Below are 13029 nucleotides of genomic sequence, written 5' to 3'. Positions count from 1 at the left end.
AGAGACCATCCGATGAATTTTTCAGCCTGGTCCATCCGAAATCCCATTGCACCACTGCTGGCCTTCTGCCTGTTGGTGTTCATCGGCATGCAGTCCTTCAACGCGCTGCCGATCACGCGTTTTCCGAACATCGACGTGCCGCTCGTTTCGATCAACGTGACGCAGAGCGGCGCTTCGCCGGCCGAGCTCGAAATGCAGGTGACGAAGGAGATCGAAGACGCGGTGGCCTCCATCACCGGCATCGACGAAATCCAGTCGACGGTGACCGACGGCAGCTCGCAGACCGTCGTCATGTTCCGGATGGAAGTGCCGACCGAACAAGCCGTGCAGGACACCAAGGATGCGATCGACCGCATCCGCAGCGATCTGCCGACGACGGCCGAAGCACCAATCGTCTCCAAGGTCGATGTCGAGGGACAGGCGATCCAGACTTTCGCCGTTTCCTCGCCTGCCATGTCGCTGGAAGAACTTTCGTGGTTCGTCGACGATACGATCAAGCGTTCGCTGCAGGGACAGGCCGGCATCGGCCGTGTCGACCGTTACGGCGGCGCCGAGCGCGAAGTGCGCATCGAACTTATCCCTGACAAGCTCAATGCCTACGGCATCACCGCCGCGAGCGTGAACCAGCAGCTGCGCGGCACCAACATCGACCTCGGCTCAGGCCGCGGCCAGGTGGCGGGAAGCGAACAGGCGATCCGTGTTCTCGGCGACGCCCGCAACGTCGCCGACCTCGCCAACACGACGATCGGCCTGCCGAACGGCCGCTTCGTCAAGCTATCCGATCTCGGCGTCATCAAGGACACCTATGAGGAGCCGAAATCCTTCTCGCGCTTCAACGATACGCCAGTCGTTACCTTCGGCGTTTTCCGCTCCAAGGGCGCCAGCGAGGTCAGTGTCGCCGAAACCGTGGCGCAGAACCTCGACAAGGTGCGGACCGAAAATCCGAATGTGAAGATCGAACTGATCGACGATTCGGTCTATTTCACCTACGGCAACTACGAGGCCGCCATCCATACGCTCCTCGAAGGCGCGCTGCTCGCCGTCATCGTCGTCTTCCTGTTCCTGAGGAACTGGCGCGCGACGCTGATTTCGGCAATCGCCCTACCCTTGTCCGCGATCCCGACCTTCTGGATCATGGACATGATGGGCTTCTCCCTGAACCTCGTCAGCTTCCTCGCTCTGACGCTCGCCACCGGTATCCTTGTCGACGATGCGATCGTCGAAATCGAAAACATCGCCCGCCACATCAAGATGGGCAAGACGCCCTATCGAGCGGCGATCGAGGCGGCTGATGAAATCGGCCTTGCCGTCATCGCCACCACTTTCACCATCATCGCCGTTTTCGTGCCCGTTTCCTTCATGCCGGGCATCCCGGGCCAGTACTTCATCCAGTTCGGTCTGACCGTCGCCTTCTCCGTCTTCTTCTCGCTGATGGTCGCGCGACTGATCACCCCGATGATGGCCGCTTATCTGATGCGCGCCGAAGACGCCATGGAAGACCATCACGACAATGATGGCCTGCTGATGCGGGGATACACCCGTCTCATACGTGGCACCACCGGACGCTGGTACACGCGTTATGCGACGCTGATTGTCGCGTTCGCTTTCCTGGTCGGCTCCGTTTTGTTGCTGATGCAGGTTCCCGGCAGCTTCCTGCCGCCGGAAGATGCCTCACGCATCGTTCTCTCCGTCGAGCTGCCGCCCAATGCACGCCTTGACGACACCGAGAAGACGACGGATGCGATCTATGACAGGGTCAAGGACATCAACGGCGTCGATAGCGTCTTCGTCCTCGGTGGCGCATCGCCGAAGGGCGATCTCGAACTGCGCCGTGCGACCATCACGCTGGCACTCGACAAGCTCGACCAATCGCTGGTCAAGAAGATGGTCAACGACGTGATCGGCCGTATCCCCGTCATTGGCCCGAAACTGCCGAAGGTGGAGGTCCACGGCCGTGAACGCCCGCAGTGGGATATCGAAAAGGAAGTCTTCGCCAAGCTGCGTGATATTCCCGACGTACGGATCCTGAAGCTCAATGACCGCGGCGAACGCGACCTCTCCTTCAACTTCCTTTCCAAGAACGACAAGGACCTGAACGACGCCGTCGGTATTCTGGAATCCAAGCTGCGCGCCGATCCGCTGCTTGCCAATGTCAGCGCCGACGGCTCCCTGCCCCGTCCGGAACTGCAGGTTCACCCGCGCATGGATGAGGCGGCCCGCCTCGGCATTACGCCGCAGCAGATCTCCGAGACGATCCGCGTCGCCACCATCGGCGATGTCGATGCCGCCCTTGCCAAGATCTCGCTCGACGATCGCCAGATCCCGATCCGCGTCCAGGCCGCACTCGACATGCGTCGCGATCTCGCGGCCATCCGGACATTGAAGATCCAGACCGCCAGCGGCGGCACCGTTCCGCTCGCGAGCGTCGCCAATATCGACTATTCGGAAGGCGTAAGCTCGATCAAGCGCAACAACCGCTACCGCGTCGTCTCGATCGGTTCCGACCTGCCGCAGGGTGTAGCACTCGACACGGCTTCGGCCCGCTTCCGTCAGATCGTCAACGACGCCAATATCCCGGCCACGGTGCACCTTGCCGAAAGCGGCGACACCAAGGTGCAAAGCGAGATGCAGCAGAGTTTCGTCAACGCCATGTTGATGGGCCTGCTGTTGGTGCTGACGGTGCTGATCCTGCTCTTCAAGGACGTGATCCAGCCCTTCACCATCCTGTTCTCACTGCCGCTCGCCATTGGCGGCGTCGCAGCCGGCCTGATCCTCACCAGCAATCCGCTGTCGATGCCTGTCATGATCGGCATCCTGATGCTGATGGGTGTCGTCACCAAGAACGCGATCCTGCTCGTCGATTTCGCAATCGAGATGCGCCATCAGGGCATGCCGCGCGTCGAGGCCATGGTCGAAGCCGGCCGCAAGCGCGCCCGGCCGATCATCATGACCTCGATCGCCATGTCGGCGGGCATGCTGCCTTCCGCGCTTGGTGTCGGCGAAGGCGGCTCGTTCCGCGCGCCGATGGCGATCGCGGTGATCGGCGGCATCATCGTCTCGACTGTGCTCTCGCTCGTCGTCGTGCCCTCCTTCTTCTTGATCATGGACGACCTGTCCCGCCTGCTCGGCTGGGCTTTCGGCCGCCTGGTCGGCAGGAAGGACGAGGAGGAGCTGCCGCTGTCGCGCGAGGATCTCACCCGTGTCACTCGGGAGAACCGAAGCGAGATCGACTCGCTGGAGGAGCGCCTGACCGCAATCGAAAAGCCGGAAGGCAAACGCAAGAGCGCCAAGGGCAACGACACCAACGTGCTGCGCCTGCCGCCCTTCGCGGCGGAATAAGCAAGACCCAGGAAAGGAACGGGCCGGGAGCGATCTCCCGGCCCGTTTCGTTTTTTGGTCATGTCTGACGATTGACCGAAATCAAATCCACCGCCATCTCCCTCCCGTATTTTGCCTGGCATGCACGTGGAATTGGAAAGACCGGCCATATCAGGAGACCGGGAGATGAACAGGACGCTGACATTCAACGGCCATGAGGCCGCTGTGCTCGCCAAGGCCGCCTTCATGGCCGGGCTCGACCACAACGAGGCTGAAGCCCTGCGCGCCTGCGCCACCGTTCGCCTCTGCGACCCGCACGACGTTCTCTTCGAGGAGGGCGACAAGGCGGCCTATTTCTATTGCGTACTCAGCGGTTATGTCAGGCTCTATCGCCACAACGGCGACGGCAGGCAGGCCGATATCCGCATCTGCGAGCCCGGCGACGGCTTCGCGGAATGCCTGATCCACGCCGACGAAACCTATCGCACCGGCGCGCAGGCGATGGATCATGCCGTGCTGGCATGCTTCCGCATTCCCAAGGTCCGGCTGTTGCTGGAGGAGCGGCCGCGGATCGGCAAGGCGATCATGCGCAGCCTGTCACTGCATCTGATCTCGACGATGGAATGCCTGGCAAGCGACCGGATGCAGACCGCGCCGCAGCGCGTTGCGCATTATCTGCTGACCCACTGTGCCGGGAACGGTGCGGCCGGTTCGCTGCGGTTGCCCTTTCCGAAAAACCTGCTTGCCCGCAAGCTTGGCCTCGCACCGGAGGCGCTCTCACGCGCCTTCTCGACGCTGAAAACGAAAGGTGTCACGGTGCGCGGCCGGGCGATCGCCATCAGCGACGTCAACCTGCTGCGGCAGGTCTGACCGCCAAAATCATCCCGCTTTAGAGCAATTCCAGCAAAAGTGCGTAGCGGTTTTGCGTCCGGAATTGCGTGAAAACAAAGAGATAGAGCATTTCCGTGATTCGGAGAAAAACGGAATGCTCTAGAGCCCGCCCTGCTCCCTGAGGAAGCTGACGATCGAACTGACGCCGTCGCCGCGCTTCATGTCGGAGAAGACGAAGGGGCGGCTCGCACGCATGCGCGTCGCATCCCGGTCCATGACCTCGAGATCGGCGCCGACATAGGGCGCCAGATCCTTCTTGTTGATGACAAGCAGGTCCGATCGGGTGATGCCGGGGCCTCCCTTGCGCGGGATTTCCTCGCCCTGGCAAACCGAGATGACATAGATGGTGATATCGGCAAGATCGGGCGAAAAGGTCGCCGCCAGATTGTCGCCACCGGATTCGATGAAGACAACGTCGAGATCGGGGATTCGCTGGTTGAGGCCGGCGATCGCCTGCAAATTGATCGTCGCATCCTCGCGGATGGCGGTATGCGGGCAGCCGCCCGTCTCGACGCCGACGATGCGGTCCGACGTCAATGCTTGCATCCGCACCAGCGCCTCGGCATCCTCTGTCGTGTAGATATCGTTGGTGACAACGGCGACGGAATAGTCGTCGCGCATCGCCTTGCAGAGCTTTTCGGTCAGCGCCGTCTTGCCCGAGCCGACCGGCCCGCCGATGCCGACACGCAAAGGTCCGTTTCTTGATTTCATATGCCTTACTCCAATCGAACCCCGATGATAACGAAGCCGCCCACCCGCGCCACCGTCAAATGACTTAGAGCGCCTGTTTTTCTTCGAATCACGGAAGCGCTCTATCTCTTGGTTTTCACGCAATTCCGGACGCAAAACCGCTGCGCACTTTTGCTGGAATTGCTCTCACCGCAGCGATAATTTCGGACAATCACGAACGGAACAGCCGCGTCGCCTGCGTCTCGTGGCGCAGGCTGGCAATATCGGCCTGCACCGTCGCCGAACCCAGATCGTCAAGCGTCGAGGCTGCCGCCCGCCGGGCGACCTCCGTGATATGGTCTTCGAGACCGGCAAGCACGGCGACACCATCCCTTTGCCCCGCGACACCGAGGCGGATGCCTGATGAAACCGCTTGTGAGGCATAGGCATGCAGGAAGGCGGCAAGCGCCTTCTCGGGCTCTATGCCATGGGCGCCCGTTACCGCCCCGACCGCAATGGGATAAGCGACCTTGCCGGGTAGCCGATCGAACACCCCGTCCGGCCAGGCCCGCGCCGCTGCGAGAAAAGCCTCGCCGAGCAACATCGTTTCCTGATGGCGCTCGCGTGATCCCGCAAGCGCCTCGGCAAGCACGGCGATCTCGGCAAGGCGTACGGCTTCCACTTGGTGCCTGTGGCTTTCAGCCAGAAGCACCGCATCGTTCCAGACCGAACCATTGCCGATCAGCGTGGCGGTCCAGGCCGCAAGCGAGGCAGCATCCGTGACGAGCCCGTCGGCAACCGCCCGCTCCAGCCCGCCCGAATAGGCAAAGCTGCCGATCGGAAAGGCCGGTGACAGCCATGCGGTCAGGCGCAGCAATGCCTGCAGCTCGCGATCCCCGGTCATCAAGGCTCAGTCGTGCTTGTGGTCATGATCATGACCGCGATCGTGGCGGTGTTCATGCTCGTGCTCGTAGCCATGTTCGTGATCATGGTCATGGCCGTGATCATGCCCGTGGTCATGCCCGTGGTCATGATTGTGATCGTGATCGTGATCATGCCCATGCGAATGCCCGCCTTGGGAATGATAGGCCCCGCGCGCCGGCTGGAATGGTTCGTCGATCTCGAGGACGACGGCGCCGAGGCCCTGCAGCATGGTGCGGATGACATGATCGCGGAGGATGACGATGCGGTCTTCCTCGATCTGCGCGGCAAGATGCCGGTTGCCGAGATGCCAGGCGAGCTCGACCAGATGCGTGCGGTCGCGGCCGCGAACCTCGAAGAGCTTCTCGTCGGCAGCGAGGATCTCGATCAGTTCGCCGTCGTCGCGCACCAGCAGATCGCCATTGGCAAAAAGCACCGGATCCTTGAGATCGAGCATGACCATCTCGCCATTTTCCAGATGCAGCAGCTTGCGGCGCAGATGGCGTAGATCATGCGGCAGCTTGACCTGGGCGATCGGATGGGAGGAAGGGGTTCCGGCAGGAAGATAGGAGGTGACGCGCTGCATGATATGTCCGTTTTGCTGAGAGGACGACCATGCAAAATAGCTCTTCCCGATGCAAGCACCAATGGTCTTTCGTTCGGGTCCGGTTTTTATATTCCGTAAGCCTGCATCACATTGTCGCTCTCCGGTCCGCCCTCGCCATCGACGCCCTTATCGACGAGCCCGTGCCAGGCGTGATGCAGACCTTCCCGCTCGTGTACGACGCGATTGCGCCCGAGCGCCTTGGCGAGATAGAGCGCCCGGTCGGCGGAGGCATAGACCGCCTGCTTGTTGCGCCCGGCGACGAGATCGGCTACGCCGCCGGAAACGGTGATGCGGATATCGTGCCCCTCGGCTTTGATGGCGCCGCCGGCGATCCGGGCTCGGACACCTTCGACGCGCTCCATCCGCGCCTCCAGCGGTTCCCCGGAGACGATGACGCCAAACTCCTCCCCACCCAGCCGTGCGACGACGGACATCTCATCGAAGGCGGAGGTGAGCATGGCCGAAACGGCAATGATAACGGCATCGCCGCAGCCATGGCCGAAGCGGTCATTGATCGTCTTGAAACGGTCGACGTCAAAAATGACCAGGGACGCGTCGCCATCAGTATTCTCAAGCGCCTCGGTAAAAGCCCGCCGGTTGAGCAGTCCGGAAAGTGTATCGGTGCGGCTGAGCTTTTCGAATTCCGCCCGCGAGAGCGCGAGATCGCGCATGGCAAAGCCGGCGAACAGTGACAGCATGCCGGAAACCGTACCGCCGATCAGCCAGGAAAAGATCGCGCTGAAGCCAATTGCATGAGCGAGTGTCACCGGCAGCAACCCGAGAAGATCGAGCGACGGCATCGTCAATGCGATAATGACTCCCGAGAGAATAACGGCGAGAAAAGCCATCTTCAGGGCGAAGACGTAGACGTTCTTGCGGTATTGAAGATCGCCGAAATCGGCCTGCAGCGAAATCCAGTTTCTCATGAGAATCAACCTTCCTGCTCGGCGTTTCCAGGCATTGATAAGAGCCCAATTGCTGCGGGTGTCTTAATCGACTCGTTAAGATTCGAACGGTTTCGGACGAATCGGTGGATAGAACTTTTCTAGCAGGGGGTGCAGTTTTCCAATCTCTGAATCGAACAGCGCAGAGAGACACTTAAATTACTGATATAAAAGAGATTTATTGATCACTGCGGGGCAGATGTTCCAGAATGGTTTAGCTGGGGAAAACATCGGTTCTTCCACTGATTTTTACAACCATATGGAGAGCGCTGTTCACAATTCACTTTAAGAGCGGACTGGCTCTACGGCTGCTTCAATTGTAGACAGAAACAGACAATCGCAATGCTTGTGGAATCGGGCTCCATAAGCCGGTTCGAAGCCCAGCCGAACGCAGGGCGGCGGCGCTCCAGGTGTTGCAGCCGAAGAGAGCGTTGAAGTATCCCCTGGCCTCGAAGAAACGGTCGATCTCGCCGTAACCGGCATCCGGGATCGGCACCACCGCGCCCGCGTCGCGCACGAAGCTGTCCGAGATAAAATTGCGCAGCTGCGCCAATTGATCGTCACTGACATTGAATGCCGCAACAGTCGGCTGCGGCTCGGTGATGTGACCGGCAAGATCCACATGCAGCACTGAACGGTCGATTGTCAGCGCGCGCAACACCGGCAGCGGCTTCAGTTCCGCCCATGTGGGAGTTTCCAGATAGAAGGCCCGACCGCCCCAGCCGATAATGAGCCACTCCGCATTCGGATGGCCGAGCGGAAAACCGGTATCGTCAAGGAAGGAAAAGGCAGCCCGCGTTTCCGCGTCGAGCGGAATGGCAATATCGGTATGGATCGGGCCCGACAGCAGCAGAATCCGATGCGTCACCGCCGCAGACGACGCCTTGACCGGCGCAATCAGCGGCCGGGGAATGAAGATTCCGCAGGCCGCCGAAAACACGAGCAGGAATACGATCCGCAACAACCAGCGGATGCCTGTCCTCATCGGAGCCGTCCATCACACATCCGACCTGGGCCTAGAACAGGAAGTAGCGCTGCGCCATCGGCAGCACCGTCGCCGGCTCGCAAGTCAGCAGCTCGCCGTTCGCCCTGACCTCATAGGTCTCCGGATCGACCTCGATCTCGGGTGTCAGGTCGTTGTGGATCATCGATGCCTTGGAGATGCCGCCGCGCGTGTTTTTCACCGCGACCAGCTCCTTGGCGACGCCGAGCCGGCCCTTCAGGCCGGCATCGAGCGAGGCCTGGCTGACGAAGGTGACGGAGGAATTGGTGAGGCTCTTGCCATAAGAGGCAAACATCGGCCGGTAGTGTACCGGCTGCGGCGTCGGGATCGAGGCATTCGGATCGCCCATCGGGGCGGCCGCAATCGAGCCACCGAGCAGCACCATATCGGGCTTCACCCCGAAGAAGGCCGGGTTCCAAAGCACGAGGTCGGCACGTTTGCCGACTTCAACCGAGCCGATCTCACGGCTGAGACCATGGGCGATCGCCGGGTTGATCGTATATTTGGCGATATAGCGGCGGACGCGGAAATTGTCGTTGTCGCCCTTTTCCTCCTTCAGCCGGCCGCGCTGACGCTTCATCTTGTCAGCCGTCTGCCAGGTGCGGATCGCCACCTCGCCGACGCGGCCCATGGCCTGGCTGTCGGACGAGATGATCGAGAAGGCGCCGATATCGTGCAGGATGTCTTCGGCGGCGATCGTCTCCTTGCGGATCCGGCTTTCGGCAAAGGCGATATCTTCGGGGATCGACGACGACAGGTGATGGCAGACCATCAGCATGTCGAGATGCTCGGCAATGGTATTGACCGTATAGGGACGCGTCGGATTGGTCGACGACGGAATGACATTCGGCTGGCCGCAGATCTTGATGATGTCAGGCGCGTGCCCGCCGCCCGCCCCTTCCGTATGGAAGGCATGGATGGTGCGGCCCTTGATGGCGCCAATCGTATCCTCGACGAAGCCGCTTTCGTTCAGCGTGTCGGTATGGATCATCACCTGCACGTCGTATTCGTCGGCAACCGACAGGCAGCAGTCGATGGCGCCTGGCGTCGTACCCCAATCCTCGTGCAGCTTCAGCGAGGTGGCGCCGGCCAGCACCATTTCGGTCAGCGCCCCCGGCAGCGAGGCATTGCCCTTGCCGGCAAAGGCAAGGTTCATCGGAAAGGCGTCCGCGGCTTCAATCATGCGCGCCAGATGCCAGGGACCGGGCGTGCAGGTGGTGGCAAGCGTGCCGTGTGCCGGTCCGGTGCCGCCGCCGAGCATGCAGGTCATGCCGCTCATCAGCGCTTCCTCGATCTGCTGCGGCGCGATGAAATGGATATGGCTGTCCATGCCGCCAGCGGTGACGATCTTGCCTTCGGCGGCGATCGCCTCCGTGCCGGGGCCGACGATGATGTTGACACCCGGCTGCATGTCGGGATTACCGGCCTTGCCGATCGCGACGATGCGCCCATCCTTGAGCCCGATATCGGCCTTGTAGATACCCGAATGATCGACGATCACCGCATTGGTGATGACCGTATCGACCGCGCCATCCGCCCGCGTCACCTGGCTCTGGCCCATGCCGTCGCGGATCACCTTGCCGCCGCCGAACTTCACCTCCTCACCATAGGTGGTGAAATCCTTCTCGATCTCGATGAAGAGCTCCGTATCGGCAAGGCGCACCTTGTCGCCGGTGGTCGGTCCGAACATGCCGGCATAGGCGGCGCGCGAGATCTTGTAGGGCATCTATCAGGCTCCTTGGGAGGAAGAGACGAGTGTTTTTCCGCCGAGCCGCTTGAGGCGGCCAGCGGCAATATAACTATCGACAAGCTGTCGTTCGGCCGCAAATGGGTGCCATTCCCAGCCGACGTGGCCGAAGCCGGCAAGCGTCACCTCGGCCTCGGCATATGTGTTCAGCACCTCGGCAATGACGATCATACCGCTGCTCGGCACGACATAGGGCGACGGAGAAAACGCCGAAAGCGAGGCATCCACGGACTCGTGAACCGCCTTGCCGATGACGACGTGCTTCTTGCCGGTATCGGCGCAGAAGACACTGAATTCATCCGTATAGTCGTCGCAGAAATCGTCGAGTTCCTGATGCGAGACGGCAAGCGGTGCCCGCATCGCGGCGAATTTTTCCGGGTCGCGCACGCTCCAGATTTCGCCCGCCGACACCACGCCCGGATGGGTGCGCCACTCACGCGAGCCGAGCATCGCCTTTGCCGGTCTGCCGGTATTGCAGACCGCGACGGCATCCGTGCGGCTGCCGCCGGCGCCATAGGAGCGGCAATCATTGAAGCGGATGACTAAATCGGCGGCATCGATGATGCCAGCCCCGCCCTCCTCAACGTCGCCATTGCCGACGATCATGATTTTCCTGATCACCCTAGTTGCTCATCGTATCTTCGAGCTCTTTCAGCTCTTTCGTGCGTTTGTCCGTGATGTTGGCGAGACACCCGGCGACCAGCATCGGCTCCATCGTGCCGCCGCGGGCCTGAAAGCCGAAGGCGTCGCATTCGGCGTCGCGATAATCGATCCAGGCGCGCTGCGCCTTGACCAGCGCCTGCTCTGCACCCTTCCTGTCGCCATCCAGGTCCTTGTCGATCGCTGCCAGGACGGCGCGGGTCTTCTTGTATTGCGCATTTAACGCCTTGTCGGCGGCCTCATGGCGCCCCGCTTCGCAAGAAGTCATGTCCGATTGCGTCTTGGGACTGTTGCAATCGATATCCTCAGCTGCGGCAGCACCTGCCGTCAGCAGCATCGCCGCCCCGACGAGGCAGATATTCAAGCGCATGCGTTTCTCCAGACTATTGTTCTTAAAGCTTGCCCATCACCAGCTGGCGGAAGCCGTAAACCTCGCGCTTGCCGGAAAGCGGGATCAGCGTCACCGAGCGCGTCTGCCCCGGCTCGAAGCGCACCGCCGTCCCCGCCGGGATATCGAGCCGCTTGCCGTGTGCTACCGCGCGATCGAAGGAAAGCCCGGCATTGGTCTCGGCGAAATGATAGTGGCTGCCGACCTGCACCGGCCGATCGCCGGTATTGGAAACCTCCAGCGTCACCGTCGGCGCGCCGGCATTCAGTTCGATGTCGCCGCTTGCGGCAATGATCTCGCCTGGAATCATCTCGTCCTCCTTAAGCCGCCTTGGGCGCGCAGCCCTCGGCCTTCAGTACGCGCTTCGTCGATGCCGGATTTTTGGCGAGCATGGCCGCCGGCCGAATAGGCCTCGCGACGAGATTGCCGCCGCAGTTCGGGCAGACACCCTTCAGCACGCCGTCCACGCAATCGGCGCAAAAGGTGCATTCGTAGGTGCAAATCCGTGCCTCAGCGCTGTCAGGCGACAGATCCTTGTCGCAGCATTCGCAATTGGGCCTGAGCTCCAACATTCCTATCTCCTCACCGGATCGGTTCGTGCACGGTGACAAGCTTGGTGCCATCGGGAAACGTTGCCTCCACCTGCACGTCATGGATCATCTCTGCAATCCCCTCCATCACCTGGTCGCGGCCGATCACATGGGCACCGGCTTCCATCAGCTCGGCAACCGGACGGCCGTCGCGGGCGCCTTCGACGACGAAGTCGCTGATCAGCGCGATCGCTTCGGGATAGTTCAGTTTGACGCCGCGCTCCAGCCGCCTCCGCGCCACCATCGCCGCCATCGAAATCAACAGCTTGTCTTTTTCTCTCGGAGTGAGGTTCATCGCTTGTCCATCTGCTTGATCGAATGCTGAAGTTCATAGATTCCAGACTTTCGGCACAGGCGCACCATTGCGCAAGGCGGAAATGACCGGGATCAGGATTTTTCTGAGTGAGAAGCCGTCGGCTGCGGCAAGGCGAACGACGAGCTTGCCATTCCAAGCGCTGGCACCGCCCATCGATCCTTCGACGAGCGGCCGGACTTTCCCAAGATAGGCTTCTGAAAGCTGCCCGGCATAAAGCAGGGTCGCAAAGGCCACCTGTCCGCCGAGGACCGCCTGTCGCGCCGTCAGCGCCGCCACACCTTCGGAAAGTCTGAGTTCTTCGGCGTGGATCAGTTGGCTCGAACGCCGGATGCGCCAGCGGTCGCGGAACAGCCCTGATACCACCGCCTCACCCATCGCCTTGCGGCCGAGCAGCACGGCCTCCACAGCCAGAAATTCGGCGCTCTCGTCAAGATCGACATCCAACCGGCGGAAAAGTGCGGCCCGGTCGAAGAGGATCGTTTCCTGCGGCAGCCAGTCGACGCGGGCTTGGGCTCCGACCTTGATGCTGGTCGCCACCTCGGCGATGCCGGCCGATGCCTTGTAGATCTTCTCGCAAGCTTGAGTGGTGACATCGATGCGCGTGCCGGCGCCGGCATCCACGCTCCAATCCATTCGATCGCCGCCTGTCAAACCGCCAGCGGTATTGATGATGACGGCTTCCATCGAGGCGTCGAAGGTATCGGGCAGGCGGATCTTCGCTGCCCCCTCCTGATAGAGTTCACGGATGCGCGTGCGGCCATCGAACAGCTTTGCCGCCAGATGTCCGCGCCCTTCCGCTCTTTGCGGTCTCGTGCCTGCCGCCGCAATCGTCATATCGTCCCTTTCGGTCGCGCCCCTGGTTTTCATTCAAGCGCGCGGATAGCGGAAAGCAAGCAATTCCTATGCCGTCCCGAGCAGACCCTTGGCGGCGGCGGAAGGTTTTCCACGCACCGCACCCTCTGCTGCAAAATGCGG

14 protein-coding genes are annotated in these 13029 nt (G+C 61.4%); 2 read left to right on the top strand and 12 right to left on the bottom strand.

Annotated elements, in window-relative coordinates:
• Positions 1–12 precede the first annotated feature (12 nt).
• Entirely contained in the window at positions 13–3339 is a 3327-nt protein-coding gene (locus tag ACM5SV_RS21790; protein WP_222015850.1) for an efflux RND transporter permease subunit, read from the top strand.
• Between the two features lie 165 nt (positions 3340–3504).
• Positions 3505–4188, top strand: a complete 684-nt coding sequence (locus tag ACM5SV_RS21785) for a Crp/Fnr family transcriptional regulator (protein ID WP_012758678.1) — start codon at positions 3505–3507, stop codon at positions 4186–4188.
• 120 nt (positions 4189–4308) lie between these two features.
• On the opposite strand, the gene ureG is transcribed toward ACM5SV_RS21785, so the two are convergent.
• The 12 genes from ureG to ACM5SV_RS21725 form a co-directional block, all read right to left on the bottom strand.
• On the bottom strand, positions 4309–4920 hold the full coding sequence (gene ureG / locus ACM5SV_RS21780) for an urease accessory protein UreG (RefSeq protein ID WP_003542294.1): 612 nt from the start codon (positions 4918–4920) through the stop codon (positions 4309–4311).
• Positions 4921–5110: 190 nt separating this feature from the next.
• Positions 5111–5782, bottom strand: a complete 672-nt coding sequence (locus ACM5SV_RS21775) for an urease accessory protein UreF (RefSeq protein WP_128438259.1) — start codon at positions 5780–5782, stop codon at positions 5111–5113.
• A gap of 6 nt (positions 5783–5788) precedes the next feature.
• On the bottom strand, positions 5789–6385 hold the full coding sequence (gene ureE / locus ACM5SV_RS21770) for an urease accessory protein UreE (protein WP_113546108.1): 597 nt from the start codon (positions 6383–6385) through the stop codon (positions 5789–5791).
• 86 nt (positions 6386–6471) lie between these two features.
• Entirely contained in the window at positions 6472–7332 is an 861-nt protein-coding gene (locus tag ACM5SV_RS21765) for a GGDEF domain-containing protein (RefSeq protein WP_012758681.1), read from the bottom strand.
• A 331-nt stretch (positions 7333–7663) separates the two neighbouring features.
• Positions 7664–8335 carry a TIGR02117 family protein gene (locus tag ACM5SV_RS21760; RefSeq protein ID WP_012758682.1) on the bottom strand — a complete coding sequence of 224 codons (672 nt, stop codon included), beginning with the start codon at positions 8333–8335 and terminating at the stop codon, positions 7664–7666.
• Positions 8336–8366: 31 nt separating this feature from the next.
• On the bottom strand, positions 8367–10079 hold the full coding sequence (ureC, locus tag ACM5SV_RS21755; protein WP_012758683.1) for an urease subunit alpha: 1713 nt from the start codon (positions 10077–10079) through the stop codon (positions 8367–8369).
• Between the two features lie 3 nt (positions 10080–10082).
• Positions 10083–10706 (bottom strand): Urease operon accessory protein, encoded by a 624-nt coding sequence (locus ACM5SV_RS21750; RefSeq protein ID WP_222015912.1) that lies wholly within the window; start codon positions 10704–10706, stop codon positions 10083–10085.
• A gap of 16 nt (positions 10707–10722) precedes the next feature.
• Complete coding sequence (locus ACM5SV_RS21745) at positions 10723–11130, bottom strand: lysozyme inhibitor LprI family protein (RefSeq protein WP_128406855.1); 408 nt, start codon at positions 11128–11130, stop codon at positions 10723–10725.
• Positions 11131–11152: 22 nt separating this feature from the next.
• The gene (locus tag ACM5SV_RS21740) at positions 11153–11458 is read right to left on the bottom strand and encodes an urease subunit beta (protein WP_003561953.1); all 306 of its coding nucleotides are present in this window, start codon (positions 11456–11458) and stop codon (positions 11153–11155) included.
• 10 nt (positions 11459–11468) lie between these two features.
• The gene (locus ACM5SV_RS21735; protein WP_033179987.1) at positions 11469–11720 is read right to left on the bottom strand and encodes a DUF1272 domain-containing protein; all 252 of its coding nucleotides are present in this window, start codon (positions 11718–11720) and stop codon (positions 11469–11471) included.
• A gap of 10 nt (positions 11721–11730) precedes the next feature.
• Positions 11731–12033 carry an urease subunit gamma gene (locus ACM5SV_RS21730; RefSeq protein ID WP_003561955.1) on the bottom strand — a complete coding sequence of 101 codons (303 nt, stop codon included), beginning with the start codon at positions 12031–12033 and terminating at the stop codon, positions 11731–11733.
• Between the two features lie 33 nt (positions 12034–12066).
• Complete coding sequence (locus tag ACM5SV_RS21725; RefSeq protein WP_128406864.1) at positions 12067–12888, bottom strand: urease accessory protein UreD; 822 nt, start codon at positions 12886–12888, stop codon at positions 12067–12069.
• Between the last annotated feature and the right edge of the window lie 141 nt (positions 12889–13029).

It is taken from the genome of Rhizobium sp. CRRU65, assembly GCF_048551595.1.
GTDB lineage: Bacteria > Pseudomonadota > Alphaproteobacteria > Rhizobiales > Rhizobiaceae > Rhizobium > Rhizobium leguminosarum_J.
Note: the sequence above shows the minus strand (reverse complement) of the source record. Positions and strands in the feature narration are given on the sequence as shown.